The following is a 20,164-nucleotide window of genomic DNA, read 5'->3' as shown; positions in this document are numbered from 1 at the left end:
TTTTGGGATAACATTGAACATACAGTGGTTTTCAACATTAAATTATGAACAGAGTAATATTCAGTAGTGCCGTCTGAAAACCACGAAATTTTAAAATCATCATGTGTTATTTTAGTTAAAACAACACATTTCTGAATCAACCTTTTAATAGGAGAAGTATCATCGCACAAGAACGCGAAGCACGAATTAATGGCGAAATTACCGCTAAAGAAGTGCGCTTAATCAGTGGCTCAGGCGAGCAGCTTGGTGTGGTTTCTTTGAAAGAAGCCTTATCTATGGCGGAGGAACAGGACGTGGATTTGGTAGAAATTTCACCAACCGCAAAGCCTCCTGTATGTAAGCTTATGGATTTTGGTAAATATAAATACCAACAAGCCAAAAAGCGCGATGAAGCCAAGAAAAACCAAAAGCAGGTACAAATTAAAGAAATCAAATTCCGACCGGGTACCGATGAAGGAGACTACCAAATCAAGATGCGCAATATCAACCGCTTCTTGGCAGATGGTGATAAGGTAAAAGTTACCTTGCGTTTCCGTGGTCGCGAAATGGCTCACCAACAATTGGGGGCACAACTGCTGGAGCGGGTAAAAGAAGAATTGGCGGAAGTCGGAACCGTTGAGCAGTTTCCAAAAATGGAAGGGCGTCAAATGGTTATGATGATTGCGCCTAAAAAGAAATAAAGCTATAATTCAAAGCTTACTCCCGTTGCCGCACGGGGGTAAGATTATTGATTTTTGCGGCAAAAACCGTGGTATCTGGGTCTCAAGTTTTTAAAATACAGTTTTAAAACCCCTTATGCCTTATCTAATAAATAATATGGAGTAGTTTTCCCATGCCTAAAATGAAAACCAAGTCGGGCGCTAAAAAACGCTTTAAAGTACTGGGTAACGGCGGAGTGAAGCGCGCTCATGCGTTTAAGCGTCACATTCTGACCAAAAAAACCACTAAAAACAAACGTCAATTGCGTGGTACCTCTATGGTAAATGAGCGCGATTTGGCTTCTGTTGCTAAAATGTTACCCTACGCTTAAGGAGTTTGAAATATGCCACGCGTAAAACGCGGTGTTACCGCACGTGCCCGTCACAAAAAAGTAATAGCATTAGCCAAAGGCTATCGTGGTCGTCGTAAAAACGTCTATCGTGTTGCCAAACAGGCAGTAATGAAAGCCGGTCAATACGCTTATCGTGACCGTCGTCAACGCAAACGTCAATTCCGCCAACTGTGGATTGTTCGCATTAATGCCGGTGCCCGCGAAAACGGTTTGTCTTACAGCAAATTCATGAACGGCTTGAAACGTGCTGCTATTGAGATTGACCGTAAAGTATTAGCAGATTTGGCTGTATTCGATAAAGCAGCTTTTGCAGGTTTGGTAGAAAAAGCCAAAGCAGCTTTAGCTTAATATTTGCTTGCTAAAATTTAAAAAAGGAAACTTCGGTTTCCTTTTTTTATTTTGTTTTTCTGCCTTTATGTTGAACAAAAATCGATCAGGGAACTTTTCTTATCGCAGAGTCATCATCAGTATATCTATATAGCAAATAAATTTACTCCGCTAAATAGGTTGATACATCTTGGCTTGGGTGGAATGTATTTATCGAACCATAAAATTGATTTTGAGCTGCGCGTATTCATGCTGTAACAATAAATTTATATGCAATATGGCATCAACTTAATTTTTATTGCGGCACTCCTGCGCCTTGGCCCAAGTAGAACGATTGTATAAGCCATTAAAGCGGTAATGGAATCAGTTCCGTGCGACTTATACTGTGAGCGGCTTATTGCTTTGTATTAAAAATAAGTTGATTGCCTATAATAGCTGGTGTTGGATAGAAAGGGTTTAAGTTGAATAATCGCTATCAGCATATGTGTGTAACATATGATGAAAAATATAAAGCAGACTGGGTTGAAATGGCAGCCAAGCCTTTGCCGTGTTTTACGTCAACATTATTAAAAAGTTTGCTGGCATATTTTGACGATGTGCGCGCAGAAATGAAACGGAACGGAGATAAATACCGATATATTGTAGGAACTTCTGCTATAACAGGAGTGTATAACCTTGGCGGAGATTTACAGCTGTTTTCTCAGGCAATTAGAAATAGAGATCGTGATACATTAATGGCTTATGCAACAGATTGTATTGACGTTCTTTATGCAGTTATGACTCATTTGGGGTGTGAAGAGTTAACTACGATTAATTGTGTTGCGGGCGACGCCTTGGGCGGCGGTTTTGAGGGTGCTTTGGCGGGTAATGTTTTGGTGGCAGAAAAAGGTTCCCGTATGGGTCTGCCGGAAGTGATGTTTAACCTTTTCCCGGGTATGGGGGCGTATTCGATGTTGTTGCGCAAAGTCGGAGCGGGGATGGCTGAAGAAATTATTATGAGCGGTAAAATCTATACTGCCGAGCAGCTTTTTGAAATGGGAGTGGTAGATATTTTGACCGAAAAAGGTTGCGGACGTGATGCAGTGTTGCAGTATATGGAAAAAGTTGAGAAGACACCCAACAGTTATCGGGCTATGCGAAAAGTGAAAGATTATTGTAATCCTGTTTCGTATAAAGAGCTGATAGATATTACAACGATTTGGGTAGATGCTGCGTTGAAATTGACTGAGCGTGATTTGCACGTGATGTCACATTTGTTGCATCGACAAGCCAATAAGTTTGTTAAGGTTAAAAATTAATGATGTTGCAAGATGTATTGAAGAAAAAGGAATATTGCCGCTTGTATTTACCTGCCTTGTATTGCAAGTGTTGATGAGCTATAGCTTTGATGGATTAAAAAACGGCCGTCTGAAAGAAATTTTCAGACGGCTTTTGCATGTGTCGGTACTTGCAGAGCAAAGATAATTCGCTGATCAATGGTTAGCATCATAATAAAGATTTGGACATAATGTATAATTATAAATTATAAAATTTATTTTATTAGTTTTTAAAAATATTTTATTGCCACTTTGTCTTATTTGTGTATAATCCGCACCATGCTGTTAACAAAAAAATTCTATTAGACAAGGTTTGCTATGCAATTAGACATTGACCGTTTAATCGCTTACTTCGGCGGCGTGAATGCGCTCGCCGAAGCATTGAGAGAACGCGACCCCGAAAATGCAGCGAGCACTGCAGCTATTTATAAATGGCGCATCCGTGGTTCGCTTCCTTTGGCTCAGCTGCAAAAGCTGACAGCATTGGCCGAATCGCAAGGTCGGCCTTTGGATTTAAATGCCTTTTTAAAACAACAAACTTCATTGGAGAAGCAAACCATGCCACAAAATAACAACCGCGTTATTATTTTTGACACGACATTGCGTGATGGTGAGCAATCACCGGGCGCAGCCATGACTAAAGAGGAGAAAATCCGTATTGCCCGCCAACTGGAAAGATTGGGTGTCGACGTGATTGAGGCAGGTTTTGCGGCCGCGAGCCCGGGGGATTTCGAAGCAGTCAATGAAATTGCCAAATCTCTCAGCCGTGCAACAGTTTGCTCGCTTGCCCGTGCTGTGGAACGTGATATCCGTGCAGCCGGAGAAGCAATTCAACCTGCGCAAAAACGCCGTATCCATACATTTATCGCTACCAGCCCCATTCATATGGAGCATAAGTTGAAGATGAAGCCGAAGCAGGTGATTGAAGCGGCTGTCAAAGCGGTAAAAATTGCCAAAGAATATACCGATGATGTGGAATTTTCATGTGAAGATGCTTTGCGCTCCGAAGTTGATTTTCTGGCGGAAATTTGCGGGGCGGTTATTGAGGCGGGCGCAACTACCATCAATATTCCTGATACCGTAGGATATTCGATCCCTCACCGCACAGAAGCGTTTTTCCGTGAACTAATTGCCAAAACCCCTAATAGCGACAAAGTAATTTGGTCGGCTCACTGCCATAACGATTTGGGTTTGGCTGTGGCAAACTCTTTGGCTGCTTTGCGCGGCGGAGCACGCCAAGTGGAATGTACTGTGAACGGATTGGGCGAGCGTGCCGGTAATGCGGCGATTGAAGAAATCGTTATGGCTTTGAAAGTGCGCCATGATGTGTTCGGTTTAGAAACAGGTATAGACACGACTCAAATTGTTTCCGCGTCAAAATTAGTATCTACGGTTACGGGTTATCCGGTACAGCCAAACAAGGCGGTTGTAGGTGCCAACGCGTTTGCCCATGAATCGGGCATTCATCAAGACGGTGTGCTGAAACACCGCGAAACTTACGAAATTATGTCGGCAGAGTCGGTAGGGTGGGCAACCAACCGGTTAACTTTGGGCAAGCTTTCCGGCCGTAATGCTTTTAAGACGAAATTGTCTGAATTGGGAATCGAGTTGGGTAGCGAAGAAGCCTTGAATGCTGCATTTGCCCGTTTTAAAGAATTGGCTGATAAGAAACGTGAAATTTTCGACGAAGATTTGCATGCTTTGGTATCTGACGAAATGGTAAATTTGTCGCATGACAATTACAAATTGGTTTCGCAAAAAATTACTACCGAAACCGGAGAGCAGCCTGTAGCCGAAGTGGTATTTACGGCAAACGGTGTGGAACACAAGGCTTCGGCCACCGGATCAGGGCCCGTTGATGCTATTTTCAAAGCCATTGAAAGTGTGGTTCAAAGCGGGGCGACATTATTATTGTATTCAGTAAATGCCGTAACTGAAGGAACGGAAAGTCAGGGCGAAACGGCAGTGCGCCTGACCCGTGGAAACCGTATTGTAAACGGTCAGGGCGCGGATACCGATGTGTTGGTGGCTACTGCCAAAGCCTATCTTTCTGCCTTAAGCAGATTGGAGTTCGGTGCCGAAAAAATGAAGGCTCAAGGCGATATTTAACAGCAGGCTTGTTGCGCTGAATAAATGTTGCTTTTCAAGCCGGTGTTCTAAAAATAGTTCACTTCTCAACTCGGGGAAACCGGAGTATCGGAAGTGAACTATTTTTATTTTAAGCGAATCATTATTATATTGAAGCTGTTGCCGACAGACAGGCCAATGAATTGAAGAACAATTACATACGTCATACTCAGGCTAGAGTTCAGTATCTTCAGTTTCAAACTGTTTTGGGCTAATCGGGTTAAGCCCGAGCATGAAGAAGCATTTATTGAGTAAGTGGTTTAACTATGCCCTCCTGTCGTTTCTGAGCAAGTTATTTGTTGCTCAAAAACCCTTTTCAGACGGCATAAAGTTTTAAAACGAAGCCAAATGCTCTTGGCGCACGGTAGTGGTCTTGTCGGTATTTCGCGGATAATAGGATTGCTCTTTTCTAGCCAAGGTATGACCATACTGAGATCTTCGCAAAATCACCATCTAAGGCGCATTTCTGCGTTGTGTGCTGCCCGCTCGTTTGCCTGTCTATATGATATGTCTGCACCCGCTGTACTGCTACGCCTTGAACTGCATCCACATACGAGGGCAAAGGTCTCATACTACATCAATGTCTGCTTGTTGAAGCATTGGAAACGAGTGATGGCATTGATTAAAAAATAGTTTGCTGTTTGCGCCGCAGCATGTTTTATAAAATTTGCTTTTAAACGCCATCTTGCCTATGATGGTTGCCGCCTGAAAGCCTTACATCACGGCGATTTTTAAACTAAGGTGTGGCAACACTAGCCGGCGATATATCTGGCAAAAATTATACTTACACAGAAATGTCCGTAATAGGCTGCTTTAACGCCTTTTCGTGTTAACCGCTTATCTAAGTGCTGTTTAAGAAATAAACATGAATTTTGAGCAAAGCCTCCGGCGGCACAACAAAGCTGCATCATAAGGAGTTACCATGAACATAGTTACACACCTGCCTGAGCAAAATACTTTTATTTTATCGAAAGATTCAGAAGAAGCAGGCCATCTGAAATACGATGTTTCAGACGGCCTGTGGAATATTACCCATACGGTAATCTCTCCTGCTTACCGCGGTCAGGGGCTGGCCCGCATTTTAGTAGAAGAAGCTATGGCGGAAGCGGCAAAACACAATATCCGCCTTACGGCTTCCTGCGATTATGCCGCTTCGGTTCTCGCCACGCAGCATAGATAACTGTATTCCCTAATTAATCTGCCTACGGCAAATAAATAAACTTACTTACAAATACGCAACGGAAGTTTGCAGGCTGCAATCATATTCGTGCAGAAAATCAATTTTCGGTGCCGCTTGAATGCTTTGGTCATGACTCCTGTGGAAACGGAGTGGCAACGATGCATCGGATTAAGTTTATTTTCGATATTTGCCATATCATGTAAAACCATAAAGGAAATACCATGCAAACACCCAAAATTACTGTTATCGGCAGCATCAATATCGATTTGGTTACCGGCTCGCCCCGTTTCCCCAATCCCGGAGAAACCCTGCTGGGCACATCGTTTAACCGCTTTATGGGCGGTAAAGGTGCGAACCAGGCTGTTGCAGCTGCAAGGTTGGGGGCAGAGGTGTGCATGATCGGTGCCGTAGGTGATGATGGTTTCGGCCGCGAAGCACTTATCCATCTTGCGAAAGAGGGTATTTGTACCGACCACATTCAAACATTGTCCGACCAGCCTACCGGTATGGCCAATATCACTGTGGCAGAGGGCGATAACCATATCATAGTGGTTTCAGGTGCGAATTTCGGCATAACTCCGGCCGACATCGAAGCCTGTGAAGCCAGTATTGCCGATGCGGACATCATTCTCGGCCAGCTGGAAATACCCATGGATTGCGTGATTACCGCGGCCAAGCTTGCCCGTAAGCATAACAAACCATTTGTTCTCAACCCCGCACCTGCACAAAAGCTACCGGCCGAATTGCTTGAGTTGGTTACGCTGCTTACTCCCAATGCTTACGAATTGGCCATCAGTCTCGGCCTTCCGGAAAACACACCTGTCGAAGACCTGATTAAGCAGGCAGGCGTGCCTGTGCTGATGACCCGTGGCAGTGAAGGTGTACTTTATAATGATGAAAACGGTACGCTGCATACACAGCCCAGTTTTAAAGTTTCCCCCGTCGATACAACCGGAGCGGGAGACACCTTTAACGGTGCCTTTGCCGTCTTTTATCATTTGGGCATGGCGGAAGCCACACGCAAAGCCAATGCTGCCGCAGCTTTATCTGTAACCAAAGCCGGAGCGCAAAGCGGGATGCCCACTGCCGAGCAATTAGATGCTTTTCTCGCCGCGCAACAGTAAGTAAGTGTCACATGGCTACGCATAAAGCATTGGAATGTTAATAAAATCGATAGAGGCCGTCTGAAAAACATTCAGACGGCCTCTATCGGCCTTTAGAGTATTTTGCATATACAGCCCAATCGTTGAACCATTGTTTTTAACAGGAAAGCTAAGATTCGTTTCACCCTCGTTAAATTGTTATCTGCATAATCCCACAAAAGCACAGCCTAAATTGCTTTTGGGGTATGGGTGAATTTATTTGTATGCGGTATGTGGTGATGGGCGGAGGGGCGGTATAGGCAGTAAGAAGGGAGAAGTTTTACAGATTTGGCATGCTTGAATTCGAATAACTGTAAATTTGATTACTATTTCGTATAGTGTGTACTTTTAGTGTACTTTACCTACCTTTTATCTTACAGTTGCTGAGAAATGTTAAATATGGTGTTATGCTAACAAAGTTAGTATTAATTCCGAAATTGGAATAATTTTATTTACTTGGACAGATAAAGTAAATGCTCAGATATTACGATGATTTGAAAAATGAAAAATAATAAGTCTTCGCTACCCTTGCCCCGCAAACTGAAAATATTATCGGTTATTCCAATGTTAATATTTTTAGGCTTGCAGCCTGCTTCGGCTCAAGGGCTCAAAAATATTTTGCAGAAATCATTAGTGGCCGACCCTGCTTTATTAGAGGCGAAGGCTAATGAGCGCGCAGCCCAAAGCATAACCAAAGCTACCCGTGCAGGCCATTATCCCGTTTTGGCGCTTACGGGAACCCAAATGATCAAACAAAAACATAAATACAGCAGCAATGACAGAGACAGCGGGCTGGGTGTCAGAGGTTCGCTCAATATTTATTCTTGGGGCGGCATACAAGCAGCAGTAAGGCGCGATAAAAATAAAGAAATTTATTATGGCCACAAATTTTTTGAAACACAGGAACAGCTTGGCAGCGAGATAGGCAAGTTATATCTAACTGCCTTGCGTGCCAAAGAATCTTTGGATGTCAGCCGTCAAAGTTTAAACCGGCATAATCATCTTCTAAAAGATCTAAGTATCATCGTTCAATATGATGGGGGGCGCAGATCCGAATTGGTTGAGGCGCGTTCCCGACAGTTGCAGGTTCAGACGGCCATGTCCCACCTGCAAAGAACAATGGAGATAGCATTGAGCCGGTTGGCAAAGTATACCTCCAAGCCAATATCTCCCAAAGACTTAAAAGACCCGTTTGCCGGCGATTCTGCAGTAACATTGGTCGGAAAATACAGTAATCAAGAAAAAACGCTTAATCCCTCCTATCTGGCCCAGCAAGCTGAACGGGAAAGTGTGAAAGCCGAATTAGACGTATCTAAAGCGGCCCGTTTGCCCGCCATTAATCTTGAAGGGATGGCAACGCAAGACACTAAAGAACTTTATCTGAACCTTTCTTGGAATGTTTTGGATATGGCTTCCAGACATAATGTCGAAAAAAATGCGCAAGCGTTAATTGCGGCAGATTCCAAATCCGAACAGATTTTAAGGGAAGTAACAGAAAAAGCCCGAACGGCAGAGATTGATATGGCACAAAGCCAGCAAAGAGCCGATATCACGGCCCAGCATATCATTGCCCAAAAAGAAGTGGTGAAATCGTACGAATTGCAATTCAAAATAGCGCGCCGCACGTTGACGGACGTTTTAGGTGCGTATAACGAGTTGGCAAATATCGAACAGGAAAATGTGAATGCCCGTAACGATTTCAGAGATGCAGCTTTGGAATATTTGGTTTCTCAATCGCAAGTTGCCAATTGGGCGGGTGTAAATCGTTAAATTATAAAATTCAATAAATCATTTATGTGAAAACATTACCATGAAATCTATTATCGAACACATTGCTTTGGCTACCCGCCTGTTGGGCGTGCCTGTTTCTGAAGCGGCGCTTTCTGCAGAAGTTGTGCGGGATAAAAAACTGAATGTGAATTTTCATTCCCTTTCTGAAGTTTTGAGAAGTCATGGATTTGAAAATACACTTTCCAAGCGCGGTTTGGAAGAAATACCTTCTTTGGCCGTTCCCGTGGTGCTGATTCTTCACAATGAAGAGGCTGCCGTAATTACCCAAATTGAAGGTGCCGGGAAAAACAGAAAATACCATGTCCGCCAATCAGACGGGCTCGCTCAAGTGTTGGATCATGATCAGCTTGCCATTCTTTATTTAGGCTATTGTTGGTTCATCAAGCCTAAAATGGTTTCAGACGTGCGCTCAGACCTGCCGGAATATCACTTGCCGAAATCGTGGTTTTGGAAAGTGATTTGGCGTTTTAGAAGTTATTACTATCAGGTTATTTTGGCGACATTCATCATTAACTTCTTAGCCTTGGTCAGCTCGCTGTACGTTATGAACGTATATGACCGGGTTATTCCGAACCAAGCTTATGAAACATTGTGGGTGCTGAGTATAGGCGTGATACTGGCCATTACATTTGAGTTTGCAGCCAAAATGATTCGCGGGCATTTGACTGATATTGCAGGTAAAAAAGCAGATTTAATTATCAGTTCTGCTTTATTCAGACGTGTTATGGCATTGCGTTTGGCCGACCGCCCCGCTTCAGCAGGCTCTTATGCCAATAACTTGCGTGAGTTTGAATCCGTGCGTGAGTTTATGACGAGTGCAAGTTTGCTGACGCTGGTGGATTTGCCGTTTTTATTGCTGTTTATTACCGTTATCGGGATTGTAGGCGGAAAACTGGCATTGGTTCCGTTAACCATTATTCCGATTGTGGTTATTGTCGGGTTGCTGGTTCAGCGTCCTCTTTCGCGACACATCAACGAGTCGATGAAAGAATCTTCACAACGTTCCGGTTTGGCCGTAGAGGCAATAGAAGGTATTGAAACCCTGAAAACCAACAATGCCACATCTTGGGCGCAACAGCGTTGGGACGAATATACGGCAAAAACATCTGCTTCATCCATTAAGGTAAAAGATACCAGCAACTTTATGATTAACTTTGCTACCGGTATGCAGCAGCTCAATACGGTATTTTTGGTTTTGTTGGGTACTTATCTGATACATGCCGATAATCCGGCGGAGCGGATCACAATGGGTGCTTTGATCGCATCGGTTATTTTATCCGGCCGTGCATTGGCTCCTTTGGCGCAGATTGCGGGTTTGGCTACACGCTTCCAGCAGGCGAAGCTTGCTTTGGAGGGTGTAAATAATATTGTCGAGCGTCCGATTGAGCGCAGCCCTGAGCGTCAGTACATTACTTTGGATCATGTGCAGGGCAACATTACCTTTGAAAATGTTTCGTTCAAATATCAGCAGGAAGGTAATGCTGCGGTAACTGATTTGCGCGTTAATATCCGACCGGGTGAGAAAGTAGGTATTCTCGGCCGTATCGGCAGCGGCAAGAGCACGATGCTGAAATTGGCCAGCGGTTTGTATGACACTGAAAAAGGCAGTGTTATGCTGGACGGTGTCGATATGCGCCAACTTGACCCGAATTTTCTGCGTAATCAGGTTGTTTTGTTAAGCCAATCTCCGCGCCTGTTTTTAGGTACGCTGCGCGAAAATATGGATTTAGCCAGAACAGACGGTTATTCGACCGACCAAGATTTATTGATTGCTTTGAAACGCTTTGGTTTGGACCGCATTATCCGCAGCCATCCCCGAGGTTTGGATATGCCTTTGGGCGAAGACGGCTTGGGTTTGTCGGGAGGTCAAAAGCAGATTATCGCATTGGCCCGAATGACGTTGAGAAATCCCAAAGTGGTATTGTTGGATGAGCCTACCACGGGTTTGGATCAGGCTACTGAACGCATGGCCTTGAATGCGGTTGCGCAGTGGGCGAAAGACCGTACCATGATCGTAGTAACCCATCGTCCTCAAGTGCTGCAGATTGTTAACCGGATTATTGTGATGGATAACGGCAAAATCGTTATGGACGGCCCGCGTGATCTGGTATTGCAAAAATTGATGCAAAGCGAAAACAAACCTGAAAAACAGATTGAGTCTGCCGCATAAGCAATGCATCTGATGCGATAAAAACATGATAAATAATGCCGGCTCTGTGTTTTTCAGACGGCCTATAACAAACCGTAAAAGGTAATTGTCATTATGAGTAGTGAAAACAATATTAAATCCAAAGATTTGGCATTGGTGAATGATCTCAATGCCGCATTGCAGAAAGAAAAACATAGTGGGCAGTTTTGGATCATTATCCTGTTTTTCGTTTTTTTGGTGGTGTTTGTTATTTGGGCTTATAACAGCCCGATTGAAGAAGTAACCCGAGGACAGGGTAATGTTATTCCCAGCAGCCGCGAGCAGGTAGTGCAGAGTTTGGATCCGGGCATTATCACGGAAATGCTGGTAAAAGAAGGGGATATTGTTGAAAAAGATCAGGTTTTGCTCAAACTCGACGATACCCGCAGTTCGGCCATTTTGCGCGAAAGCGAGGCCAAAGTTCAAAACTTGGAAGCCATGATCGCCAGATTGAAGGCAGAGGCTTACGGTACGAATTTGAGCTTTCCGCAGGGCATCAGCGACGAACTGAAGCAACGCGAGCAAGCTGCTTTTATGGCGCGCCGTCGTTCCGTTACCGAAGCCATTCATAATTTGAGCATCAGCAAAGCGACCCTGGACAAAGAAATCAGCATCACTGCTCCGATGGTGGCTCAAGGCGTGGTGTCGGAAGTTGAACTGTTGAGAATGCGCAGAGAATCAAGTGATTTGGCTTTGCAGATTGCCGAGCGTAAAAACCGCTATATGGCCGATGCCAACAACGAACTGGTGCAGGCCGAATCCGAATTGGCGCAAGCCAAAGAAAATATGGTAATGCGTGCAGACCCGGTAGAGCGTTCGCAGATTCGTTCGCCGATGCGCGGGATTGTGAAAAATATCCAAATCAACACCGTGGGCGGCGTGGTGAATGTGGGGCAGGATATTTTGCAGATTGTGCCTTTAGACGACAAACTGCTGGTAGAAGCGTATATCCGCCCACAAGATGTTGCATTTATGCGCCCGGGCTTGCCGGCGGTTGTGAAAGTGAGTGCTTATGACTATGCAATTTACGGTGGTTTGGACGGCAAAGTAACCTTAATCAGCCCCGATACCGTAAGCAGCAGCAATCAGGCTCGTGCCAACGATTTGAAACTTGACCCGAATCAGGTGTATTACCGTATTTTGGTGCAAACAGACAGTAACAGCTTGAAAGACCGCAACGGCAAAGATATGCCGATTATTCCGGGTATGGTTGCGACGGTGGATGTGAAAACCGGAGAGAAAACCGTTTTCCAATACCTGATCAAACCGATTACCCGCATGAAGCAGGCTTTGCGTGAGCGTTAATGCAAAACAGGTTGAGATGCCGTCTGAAAATGTTCAGACGGCATTTTAGTTTGAAACCTTTGCACAATCTCCAGATGTGGATGCAGTTCAAAGCGCAGGATAGTCAGCCAACCTGTTTTTAATATAAGGCAGCAACGCCGCAGTAAAAGTTAAGTTGATCGACTTATACAAGCGGCTTATCGGTTGCTTGAGATTGCCGCAAAATAAATGCGCCGTATTTAGGTAAAGAGATTGGATAATCTGCTTTAGGGTGAAACAAATTGATGAATAGATTGGAAATGAAACAAAATCAAAATGATCATGTGCCTGCCGATCATGAAAAAGAAGAGGAAAGGCTTTGCTGTTGTCAATCGGGAGCCGCTTATAAAGATTGCTGCAAGCCGTTCCATGCCGGCCGGCATAATCCGGCTACGGCGGAGGCTTTGATGCGTTCGCGTTATAGTGCATATGTGCTTCATTTGGTTGATTACATTGTTTCCACAACCGTGCCCGCCCAGCAATGTTTGCTCAATAAAGCTGAAATCGGGCAATGGAGCAGGGATACGCATTGGCTGGGATTGAAGGTTCATCATCACCGCTCAGTAGGAAAAAGGCATGCGCAGGTGGCGTTTACGGCTTACTTTAGAGATTCGGCGGGGCATGAGCAGCAGCACCAAGAGTTATCGGCTTTCGTTAATATCGATGAAAAGTGGTATTTTATTGATCCAAGCGTCCGCTTGCCGACAATGAAGCAGCCTTGTTTGTGCGGGTCGGGAAAAAAGTTCAAATTATGTTGCGGGCAGTTTTTACGTTTTAAATGAAAAACGGTTTTTCAGACGGCCTCGATCTCTTATATGGTTAAACTATAGCCAATCCACTTAATTTTTAATACAAGGCAGCAACGCCGCAGTAAAAGTTAAGTGGATTGACTATATTGATCATGAAGCGGTTTTGCACAGCGTTTCAGCCGTTTAAAGTTTCCGTTGCCGCATTGTTCTGCACCGAAAAAGCTCCATCCGGCACGCTGTTTCCGAAATCTGCGGTTTCCGCCCTGCAAAAACGCTTTGAACAGCGTTTGAAACGGCAGTTTTAAACTATATATTCCGCCAGCCACAAACCTATAATGGTCAGCAGAGATGCCCAGTTAACCAGAATAATGGCTTCCAACAATAAAACAGACATAATAACCTCCGTATTGATGTGAACATTGCTGCGGCCGCAGCCGCGCATTTTTTGTTTTTGTAGGGGAGGGCGTTAAACGGCATGGTTTCAGACGGCCTGTGATTCCGTTTAGGCATGAATGCCGTTTCACGCCCGGCACTTACGGGGCATCATAGCTAACAATTTCTATACAATCATTTACCTTTACTTAATTTTCCAGTGTGAAAATTGCAATGGTTATCATCTGTAAATAATAAAAACAATCATAATTTGTTAAGTTATGAAAATAAGATAACCGTTTATCGTTAAAGTCGGGTGGGGAAAGCGCGCTAACCCTTACCCGGTCTGTTATAAACCGTGACACTTCTATAAAATGACATTTTATTTTTTATCCGGTGTGGATGATCTATGCTGCCTTTACGCGCTTATATTCCCAGTATTCCCCTAATTGCATTGTTGTCTTTCTGTATCATTTTTCCGTTGATCATCGCCGGTTTTATCGCCGAAGATATTTGGGATAAAGACCGCTTCCATTTTGAAGAGCCGTTGATGTTGTGGGTGCACCAACATTGGGGCGCGGCACTTCAGCTGCCGGCCGTGATGCTCCACCATATCGGCAAGGCAGCGGTTGCTACGCCGATTACCTTATTGTTTGCATCATGGTTTTATCTGCGCAAGCAGCGCGGGTATGCGGTTTTTGTGGTGTTGGCCGCTTTGCTGCCGACAATGGTGATGTCGGTGGCCAAACAGTTTTTCGGGCGGACGCGCCCCGAACTGTGGCCGAGGATTGTTCAGGAAACCAGTGCATCTTTTCCCAGCGGGCACAGCACGTTTGCCGCCGCGCTGGCAACGATGGTGGTGTTGATTTATTGGCAGTCGCCGCACAGAAAATGGATTGTGGCGGCCGCAGCGGCATTTGCCGTGATGATGGGCTTTTCGCGCATCGTGTTGGGGGTTCATTACCCAACCGATGTGTTGGTTGGCTGGATTACCGGCATGAGCATTTCGGTAGGCTTGTATCTGGTGCTGTTCCGCAGGCTGCCGGGAACAGCGGTATGACGTTTCCGCCTTTGGATACGCCGTTTTGGTTGCGCAACGGCAATCTCGAAACCATTTACGCCAAAACATTGCAGCCGCCGGCTCCCGTTTACCGCAGAGAGCTTGTGCCCGACAGCACGGGGCGCACGGTGGTGGCGTATGATTTTATCGACAGCCCGCACCCCGATGCTCCGCTGGTGGTGCTGTTTCACGGTTTGGAAGGCAGCAGCCGCAGCCATTATGCCGTGGCTTTGATGCGGGCGGTGCAGGCGCGAGGGTGGAACGGTGTGGTGGCGCATTTCCGCAGTTGCGGAGGCGTGGCGAATACCGCGCCCGTGTTTTACCATTCCGGCGACAGCGGTGAGATAGCCTATATGCTGGAACAATTGTCGCAGCGTTTTGCGGTTATTTATGTGGCGGGCGTGTCGTTGGGGGGAAATGCGTTGGCGAAATATCTCGGCGAAGCCGGTGGAGCGGCAGTTCCTCAAGCGGCAGCCGTAGTGTCGGCTCCTGTGGACTTGGCCGCTGCCGGAACGCGCTTCGACCGCGGCCTTACCCGTTTGCTCTACACCCGCTATTTTCTGCAATCGCTTATTCCCAAAGCAAAGGCCGCAGGTTACGGCAAAGATTTATACGCCGCCTGCAAAACTTTGGGCGACTTTGACGACCGCTTTACCGCACCTTTGCACGGCTTTGCCGACCGCCATGATTATTACCGCCGCTCGTCGTGCAAGCCGCTGCTGGATAAGATTGCGGTGCCGACCTTGCTGCTTAACGCGTTAAACGATCCGTTTCTGCCGCAGCAGGCTCTGCCTACCCGTAAGGAAGTCTCGTCTGCGGTTACTTTGCTCCAGCCTGATTACGGCGGACATGTCGGCTTTGTGAGCGGAGCGGGCAGAGGCCATCTGAACTGGTTGCCGCAAACGCTTTTGGCATATTTTGAACAGGTTTAGGATGAATCGGCTGAATGGGTTTGGGTTGTATTCGGTTAAGCCTGAGTATGGCGAACATACTTTTTTAAGTTGATTATGATATTTGCCCGTTGGCGGCCGGAGATGTTTTTCAGACGGCCTGTTACCAACGGGCAAATATTATCGGCTGTTGCTGCCGTTTGTGAACCCTTAAGTTCTTATCCCTGAAAGACAGCGCGCACTCTTTCCAAGTCTTCCGGCGTATCCACGCCTGCGGCGGGGGCGGTGTCGGTGATTTCGACGGCAATCGGGTAGCCGTGCCACAGCACACGCAGCTGCTCCAGCGATTCGGCGGTTTCATGCACGAAAGCGCTCATTTGGGCGTATTGCTGCAAGAAGCCGGCGCGGTAGGCGTAAATACCGATGTGGCGCAGCGGGTTTAAGCCTTCGGGCAGTTTGTCGGTGCCGGCAGCCATCGCATCGCGCGGGTAGGGAATCGGCGCACGGCTGAAATACAGGGCGTTGCCGTGGGTGTTGAGCACCACTTTTACGCAGTTCGGATTAAGAAATTCGGCCAAATTGTCGATAGTGTGCGCGGCGGTGGCCATCGGCACTTGGTTGGCAACCAGCAGGGCGGCGGTGCGGTTGATCAGTTCGGGGTCGATTAGAGGTTCGTCGCCCTGAACGTTCACAATCACGGTGTCATCGGCCAAACCCAGCGTGGCAGCGGCTTCGGCCAGGCGGGTGGTGCCGCTCTCGTGCGTGTCGGCCGTCATCACGGTTTCGATGCCGTGCGCTTGGCAGGCCGTCTGAATGTCGGCGTGGTCGGTGGCAACGATGACGCGCGCCGCCTTGCTTTTGGCGGCCTGTTCGGCCACGCGTACCACCATCGGTTTTCCGTGGATGTCGGCCAATGCCTTCCCCGGCAGCCGTGAAGACGAAAGGCGGGCGGGAATCAAAACAACAAATGCGCTCATGCGTGCAACTCTTCTTCGGTGAGTTCGCGCGCTTCGGTTTCAAGCATATAGGGAATGCCGTCGCGGATGGGGTAGGCCAGTTTGCTTTGGCGGCACCAAAGCTCCTGCTTGTCGGCATGGTATTCCAGTTTGCCTTTGCTGACGGGGCAGACGAGGATGTCTAAAAATTTCTTTTCCATGGTTGTGCTTTCTTATTTACAGGTGTTTTTGCCGCAGATGACGCGGTTGATTTCGCGCTGCATTTTCAATCCGTTTTGCTGTTGAAATTTTTGCGTTTCTGCTTGGATTACCGTCATTAACGGGGTCATGGTGGCTTCGAGATATTGCGGCATTTTGGCGTTAATCGAGCGGCCGACGGGAGAGCTGGAAAAATCAATCAGTGCATCCACCTCTTCCTGAGTATAAACTTTTTGCGCGCCTGCTATGGCTACACGGCGGATTTCGCTGCGTATTTCTTGGTTGGAAAGGTGTTTGGAGAAATCGGTAAGGTAGCGGTTGATGATTTCATTAACTTGTTTGCGTTTGGCAGCCGGCACTTCGGGAAGAAATTGCTGAATGGATGCGGTTGCGGCGGCGGGCATGGCTTTGGCCGTATCGTCCATCATTTTGTCGAAGTTTTGTACCTCAAACAGTTTTTCTACCGATGCTTTGCTGGCCGGTGCGGCTTGAGCCAAACCTGCCGTCAGGCACAATACGGCTGCCCATAGATACTTTTTAGTGCTGATCATCTTGTTTCTTCTCCGGTATTCGATTCAATGTTCAGACGGCCTGCGACAAACGCTGCCAAGTCAGGCTCGATTATCGCACAAACGGGCAGCACCCACACAGAATGCGGCAGGCCGTCTGAAAGTTTGACGGCGTCTTTTTCGGTAATGATCACGATGTCGGCTTGCGGGAAGTCCGCCGCAGTCAGCGCGGCGTGATCGGGCAGGGCGCGGGTTTCTGCGGGTGCAATGCCCATATTGCGCAAGGTGTGGAAAAACCGTTCGGGCTTGGCAATGCCGGCCACGGCGGCCACGCGCAAGCCGTTCAGACGGCCTGTGTCGAGAAGCTCGTCGGGGCGGTGCAGGCGGTAGATGTTGCCGGTGGCGAGGCGGCTGTGAAATTCGTTGTGGTGCAGGCCGAACGGGGTGTTGCGGTGCGTGTCGGTAACGCCGCTTACCACAACGGCATCAACTTCCTGCAAGCGCGACAGCGGTTCGCGCAAGCCGCCGTTGGGCAGTAAATCCAAATTCAGACGGCCTGTATCGGCGGCGGGGAAGACCACGATTTCGAGATCGCGTTGCAAGGCGTAATGTTGGAGGCCGTCGTCGGCAATGATCACTTGAATGTCGGGGTGGGCGGCAAGCAGTGCGCGGCCGGCATCGATGCGGTTGCTGCCCACCGCCGTCGGTGCTTGGGTTTGGCGGTAAAGCAATAAAGGCTCGTCTCCGGCATCGGCGGCGGTGCTGTTTGGGTGCAATACATGCGTGCCGCTTGAACTGCGTCCGTAGCCGCGGCTGATAATCCCCGCACGAATGCCCCGCGCCTGCAAGCCCGCAACCAAGGCGGCCACCACCGGCGTTTTACCCGCGCCCCCCGCATGGATATTGCCCACCACCACTACCGGCACGAGCAATTTTCTGCTTTTCAGACGGCCTGTGCGGTAAAGCAGGCGGCGTAGGGCAGAGGCCGTCTGAAACAGGCGGGCCGGCAGCCACAGCAATGTAGCCAACACAGGGTTGGGGCGTTGCCAATGGTGTTCGATGATTTCATGGAGCTTGGGCATTCAGACGGCCTTCGGGGGAATGGTGACGCTATTGTGGCGGGGGGCGGGCGTTTTGGCAAAATTAATTTTCATATAATCCGAAACATATTCCGATATATTCAGACGGCCTGCATCGGTAGATGGCAGGCCGTCTGAAAACCGGTGTTGCCGGTAAGCGGAATGTGTGATGAAGGTATCCGCTTGACAACGGTTACGGAGCGGTTGCCGATACGGCGGCGTTATCGGGCGGCAGGGCGTTGTCGTCAAACTCGGGCTCAGGTGCGGCTTGGAAAGGTTTGCCGTTGAGCTTGAGTTGGTTGTCGGCCAGCTCGATAAGGGTTTTGATGTTGCTGCCGTCAACGGTGAGATACTGTTCCGCAGCCATGGCGTTGACGGTGCTGTCCACCATCAGGCGCAGGGTTTCGTTGATGTCGTCGATGCCGGCGCGCCCTTCGGCCAAGTCTTCAGCGTTAACGCTGAAAATGTTGCGGGCTTGGTTGATGGCAAGCTGCTCAAGCAGTTTCTGCGGCACTTGCATGTCTAAACGTGCGGTGGTTTTTTTGAGCATTGCGCTCAGGTCGTTCAAATCGTTTTGATGCAGGCCGTTAAAGCTCATTTCGCCTTTCACGTCTACAATGCCTTCGGGCATGGTGAAATGGAAGGTTTTGACTTTCAACACGGGGTTTTGGGTAAACAGCCCCGAAGCATCGGTTTTAACGGTTTTGATGATTTCGGCCTGAATCTGTTCTTCGCTCATTTCTTTAGAGGAAAGTTCGGCCAGTTTGTTTTTAACCGCCAGCAGGCTCTTGGCATCGAGATGCTCGCCGGCAATGTTGATGTCGAGCGGGCCGTAGCGGTCGTCGCCGTAGGTTAGGGTTTCAAAGCGGAAACGCCCTTCGCTGTTGATCCATTCTCCGCTTTCGCCGGTTTGGGTGTCGAACCGGAGATTGTCGACCACGATTTTAGACGGCGCAATGGTGCCGGTGGGGTTGATAAACGCGCCGATCTGCAAGTCGGTAACGATATTTACCAATTCGTTGATTTTGATGTTGTAGTCGAAGCCTTCTTGCCATTGGGTGGAGAATTTGCCGAGCTTGAAGCTGCTGTTGCCTAAGGCCAGTTTGTTGCTGCCTTCGGAAGTTTCCGTGCGGATATGCAGGTTTTCCATGGCAATACTGCCCTTGTCGGCCAGCTTGAGTTGCAGGGAAGGTGCGGCATAATCGTGGGTGTAGGCGGCAAAATCGGATTCGTAGGCGGTAGAACCGCTCAAGCCTTTCCAGTTGAGTTTAATGCCGGAAAGTTCTTCGTAGTCGAAAGCAGGCACGTTTAAGGCCAGCTTGCCGCTGCCGCCGAGATACACGGTGTTGGTCATGCTGACGGGGGCGTTTTCACCGAAAAAGCGTGCCAACACTTTGGCGGTTTCGGGGTGGTATTTGAATTCGGTTTCCACATGCGCGCGCACGGGAGTAATGCCGCCGGCAAAGGGGCCGTGTTTAACATGGTTGATAACCGTAATGGGTTCTTTTAAAACGGTTTTCAGGTTGTCGGGCAGGTATTTTTGGGTGTTGTGCAGCAAGGTGGGTTTGAGCCGGATAACGGTGGTTTCGGTTGCGCTGAACCAGCCGCGTTCGTATTGGTGCGATTCGACGGTCAGAAAGCTGGACTCGGCAAGCAGCTTCTGCTGGAAGGCCAGGCTTTCTTCGGCTTTGATGCCCAAATAGTAAGGCAGGGCGGCGAGAGCCGATACGCCGATAAACAATACGGATATCAGAAATTTTTTCATTGCGTCAAATATCAAACAGAAAGCGTGCAGGATAGCATTATTTGGCGGGTTTGTCTGTGTAGGCGCGGGGTGCGGTGCAGAAATGTGCCGCCGAAAAGGGCAAAAAAACCGGCCTTTCAAATAAAGAGATTCGGCAGTATC

General features: G+C 47.7%; 20 protein-coding genes. 15 read left to right on the top strand and 5 right to left on the bottom strand.

What is annotated here, in order from left to right; genetic code table 11:
• The first annotated feature begins 158 nt into the window (after positions 1–158).
• From infC to LVJ88_RS09760, 15 genes are all read left to right on the top strand, one after another.
• Positions 159–680: a translation initiation factor IF-3 gene (gene infC / locus LVJ88_RS09830; RefSeq protein WP_082403024.1), complete on the top strand. Its 522-nt coding sequence runs from the start codon at positions 159–161 to the stop codon at positions 678–680.
• Positions 681–832: 152 nt separating this feature from the next.
• Positions 833–1,030, top strand: coding sequence for a 50S ribosomal protein L35 (gene rpmI / locus LVJ88_RS09825; RefSeq protein WP_004284178.1), 198 nt, complete (start codon positions 833–835; stop codon positions 1,028–1,030).
• A gap of 12 nt (positions 1,031–1,042) precedes the next feature.
• Positions 1,043–1,399 (top strand): 50S ribosomal protein L20, encoded by a 357-nt coding sequence (rplT, locus tag LVJ88_RS09820; RefSeq protein WP_054599972.1) that lies wholly within the window; start codon positions 1,043–1,045, stop codon positions 1,397–1,399.
• Between the two features lie 440 nt (positions 1,400–1,839).
• Positions 1,840–2,676 (top strand): crotonase/enoyl-CoA hydratase family protein, encoded by an 837-nt coding sequence (locus LVJ88_RS09815; RefSeq protein ID WP_054599971.1) that lies wholly within the window; start codon positions 1,840–1,842, stop codon positions 2,674–2,676.
• Between the two features lie 336 nt (positions 2,677–3,012).
• Positions 3,013–4,803 carry a 2-isopropylmalate synthase gene (locus LVJ88_RS09810; RefSeq protein ID WP_085355936.1) on the top strand — a complete coding sequence of 597 codons (1,791 nt, stop codon included), beginning with the start codon at positions 3,013–3,015 and terminating at the stop codon, positions 4,801–4,803.
• Between the two features lie 438 nt (positions 4,804–5,241).
• Positions 5,242–5,454, top strand: a complete 213-nt coding sequence (locus LVJ88_RS09805) for a hypothetical protein (protein ID WP_085417839.1) — start codon at positions 5,242–5,244, stop codon at positions 5,452–5,454.
• Between the two features lie 289 nt (positions 5,455–5,743).
• Positions 5,744–6,001, top strand: a complete 258-nt coding sequence (locus LVJ88_RS09800; RefSeq protein ID WP_085355937.1) for a GNAT family N-acetyltransferase — start codon at positions 5,744–5,746, stop codon at positions 5,999–6,001.
• 221 nt (positions 6,002–6,222) lie between these two features.
• On the top strand, positions 6,223–7,125 hold the full coding sequence (rbsK, locus tag LVJ88_RS09795) for a ribokinase (RefSeq protein ID WP_085417792.1): 903 nt from the start codon (positions 6,223–6,225) through the stop codon (positions 7,123–7,125).
• Positions 7,126–7,707: 582 nt separating this feature from the next.
• Positions 7,708–8,913 carry a TolC family protein gene (locus LVJ88_RS09790; RefSeq protein WP_096777375.1) on the top strand — a complete coding sequence of 402 codons (1,206 nt, stop codon included), beginning with the start codon at positions 7,708–7,710 and terminating at the stop codon, positions 8,911–8,913.
• 40 nt (positions 8,914–8,953) lie between these two features.
• Positions 8,954–11,104: a type I secretion system permease/ATPase gene (locus LVJ88_RS09785; protein WP_054600171.1), complete on the top strand. Its 2,151-nt coding sequence runs from the start codon at positions 8,954–8,956 to the stop codon at positions 11,102–11,104.
• 93 nt (positions 11,105–11,197) lie between these two features.
• Positions 11,198–12,427 carry an HlyD family type I secretion periplasmic adaptor subunit gene (locus LVJ88_RS09780; protein ID WP_054600172.1) on the top strand — a complete coding sequence of 410 codons (1,230 nt, stop codon included), beginning with the start codon at positions 11,198–11,200 and terminating at the stop codon, positions 12,425–12,427.
• Between the two features lie 278 nt (positions 12,428–12,705).
• On the top strand, positions 12,706–13,227 hold the full coding sequence (locus LVJ88_RS09775) for a YchJ family protein (RefSeq protein ID WP_085417838.1): 522 nt from the start codon (positions 12,706–12,708) through the stop codon (positions 13,225–13,227).
• A gap of 119 nt (positions 13,228–13,346) precedes the next feature.
• A complete protein-coding gene (locus LVJ88_RS09770) occupies positions 13,347–13,499 on the top strand; it encodes a hypothetical protein (protein ID WP_244694155.1) in 153 nt (50 codons plus the stop codon).
• 476 nt (positions 13,500–13,975) lie between these two features.
• Positions 13,976–14,626, top strand: a complete 651-nt coding sequence (locus tag LVJ88_RS09765; protein ID WP_085417791.1) for a phosphatase PAP2 family protein — start codon at positions 13,976–13,978, stop codon at positions 14,624–14,626.
• Positions 14,623–15,558 carry a YheT family hydrolase gene (locus LVJ88_RS09760; protein ID WP_085417790.1) on the top strand — a complete coding sequence of 312 codons (936 nt, stop codon included), beginning with the start codon at positions 14,623–14,625 and terminating at the stop codon, positions 15,556–15,558. The genes LVJ88_RS09765 and LVJ88_RS09760 overlap by 4 nt, the downstream gene beginning before the upstream one ends.
• A gap of 176 nt (positions 15,559–15,734) precedes the next feature.
• On the opposite strand, the gene kdsB is transcribed toward LVJ88_RS09760, so the two are convergent.
• The 5 genes from kdsB to LVJ88_RS09735 all read right to left on the bottom strand — a co-directional run bounded on the left by kdsB (position 15,735) and on the right by LVJ88_RS09735 (position 20,023).
• Complete coding sequence (gene kdsB / locus LVJ88_RS09755) at positions 15,735–16,493, bottom strand: 3-deoxy-manno-octulosonate cytidylyltransferase (RefSeq protein WP_085417789.1); 759 nt, start codon at positions 16,491–16,493, stop codon at positions 15,735–15,737.
• Complete coding sequence (locus LVJ88_RS09750; RefSeq protein ID WP_054600178.1) at positions 16,490–16,672, bottom strand: Trm112 family protein; 183 nt, start codon at positions 16,670–16,672, stop codon at positions 16,490–16,492. Before LVJ88_RS09750 ends, kdsB begins: the two co-directional genes overlap by 4 nt.
• 12 nt (positions 16,673–16,684) lie before the next feature.
• A complete protein-coding gene (locus tag LVJ88_RS09745) occupies positions 16,685–17,221 on the bottom strand; it encodes a DUF2059 domain-containing protein (RefSeq protein WP_085417788.1) in 537 nt (178 codons plus the stop codon).
• The gene (gene lpxK, locus LVJ88_RS09740) at positions 17,218–18,261 is read right to left on the bottom strand and encodes a tetraacyldisaccharide 4'-kinase (protein WP_085417787.1); all 1,044 of its coding nucleotides are present in this window, start codon (positions 18,259–18,261) and stop codon (positions 17,218–17,220) included. Before lpxK ends, LVJ88_RS09745 begins: the two co-directional genes overlap by 4 nt.
• Before the next feature lie 190 nt (positions 18,262–18,451).
• A complete protein-coding gene (locus LVJ88_RS09735; RefSeq protein ID WP_085356925.1) occupies positions 18,452–20,023 on the bottom strand; it encodes a YdgA family protein in 1,572 nt (523 codons plus the stop codon).
• Between the last annotated feature and the right edge of the window lie 141 nt (positions 20,024–20,164).

This window comes from Neisseria dumasiana (assembly GCF_022870885.1).
Lineage (GTDB): Bacteria > Pseudomonadota > Gammaproteobacteria > Burkholderiales > Neisseriaceae > Neisseria > Neisseria dumasiana.
This window is presented reverse-complemented; position numbering and strand designations above follow the sequence as displayed.

What these genes read in the sequence shown, in the direction of transcription:
- LVJ88_RS09805 (WP_085417839.1), top strand. Translation starts at nt 5,242, where the DNA reads ATGACCATACTGAGATCTTCGCAAAATCACCATCTAAGGCGCATTTCT.
- LVJ88_RS09760 (WP_085417790.1), top strand. Translation starts at nt 14,623, where the DNA reads ATGACGTTTCCGCCTTTGGATACGCCGTTTTGGTTGCGCAACGGCAAT.
- rplT (WP_054599972.1), top strand. Translation starts at nt 1,043, where the DNA reads ATGCCACGCGTAAAACGCGGTGTTACCGCACGTGCCCGTCACAAAAAA.
- LVJ88_RS09745 (WP_085417788.1), bottom strand. Translation starts at nt 17,221, where the DNA reads ATGATCAGCACTAAAAAGTATCTATGGGCAGCCGTATTGTGCCTGACG.
- lpxK (WP_085417787.1), bottom strand. Translation starts at nt 18,261, where the DNA reads ATGCCCAAGCTCCATGAAATCATCGAACACCATTGGCAACGCCCCAAC.
- LVJ88_RS09810 (WP_085355936.1), top strand. Translation starts at nt 3,013, where the DNA reads ATGCAATTAGACATTGACCGTTTAATCGCTTACTTCGGCGGCGTGAAT.
- rpmI (WP_004284178.1), top strand. Translation starts at nt 833, where the DNA reads ATGCCTAAAATGAAAACCAAGTCGGGCGCTAAAAAACGCTTTAAAGTA.
- LVJ88_RS09735 (WP_085356925.1), bottom strand. Translation starts at nt 20,023, where the DNA reads ATGAAAAAATTTCTGATATCCGTATTGTTTATCGGCGTATCGGCTCTC.
- rbsK (WP_085417792.1), top strand. Translation starts at nt 6,223, where the DNA reads ATGCAAACACCCAAAATTACTGTTATCGGCAGCATCAATATCGATTTG.
- kdsB (WP_085417789.1), bottom strand. Translation starts at nt 16,493, where the DNA reads ATGAGCGCATTTGTTGTTTTGATTCCCGCCCGCCTTTCGTCTTCACGG.
- LVJ88_RS09750 (WP_054600178.1), bottom strand. Translation starts at nt 16,672, where the DNA reads ATGGAAAAGAAATTTTTAGACATCCTCGTCTGCCCCGTCAGCAAAGGC.
- LVJ88_RS09785 (WP_054600171.1), top strand. Translation starts at nt 8,954, where the DNA reads ATGAAATCTATTATCGAACACATTGCTTTGGCTACCCGCCTGTTGGGC.
- LVJ88_RS09765 (WP_085417791.1), top strand. Translation starts at nt 13,976, where the DNA reads ATGCTGCCTTTACGCGCTTATATTCCCAGTATTCCCCTAATTGCATTG.
- LVJ88_RS09790 (WP_096777375.1), top strand. Translation starts at nt 7,708, where the DNA reads ATGTTAATATTTTTAGGCTTGCAGCCTGCTTCGGCTCAAGGGCTCAAA.
- LVJ88_RS09775 (WP_085417838.1), top strand. Translation starts at nt 12,706, where the DNA reads ATGAAACAAAATCAAAATGATCATGTGCCTGCCGATCATGAAAAAGAA.
- LVJ88_RS09780 (WP_054600172.1), top strand. Translation starts at nt 11,198, where the DNA reads ATGAGTAGTGAAAACAATATTAAATCCAAAGATTTGGCATTGGTGAAT.
- LVJ88_RS09800 (WP_085355937.1), top strand. Translation starts at nt 5,744, where the DNA reads ATGAACATAGTTACACACCTGCCTGAGCAAAATACTTTTATTTTATCG.
- LVJ88_RS09770 (WP_244694155.1), top strand. Translation starts at nt 13,347, where the DNA reads ATGAAGCGGTTTTGCACAGCGTTTCAGCCGTTTAAAGTTTCCGTTGCC.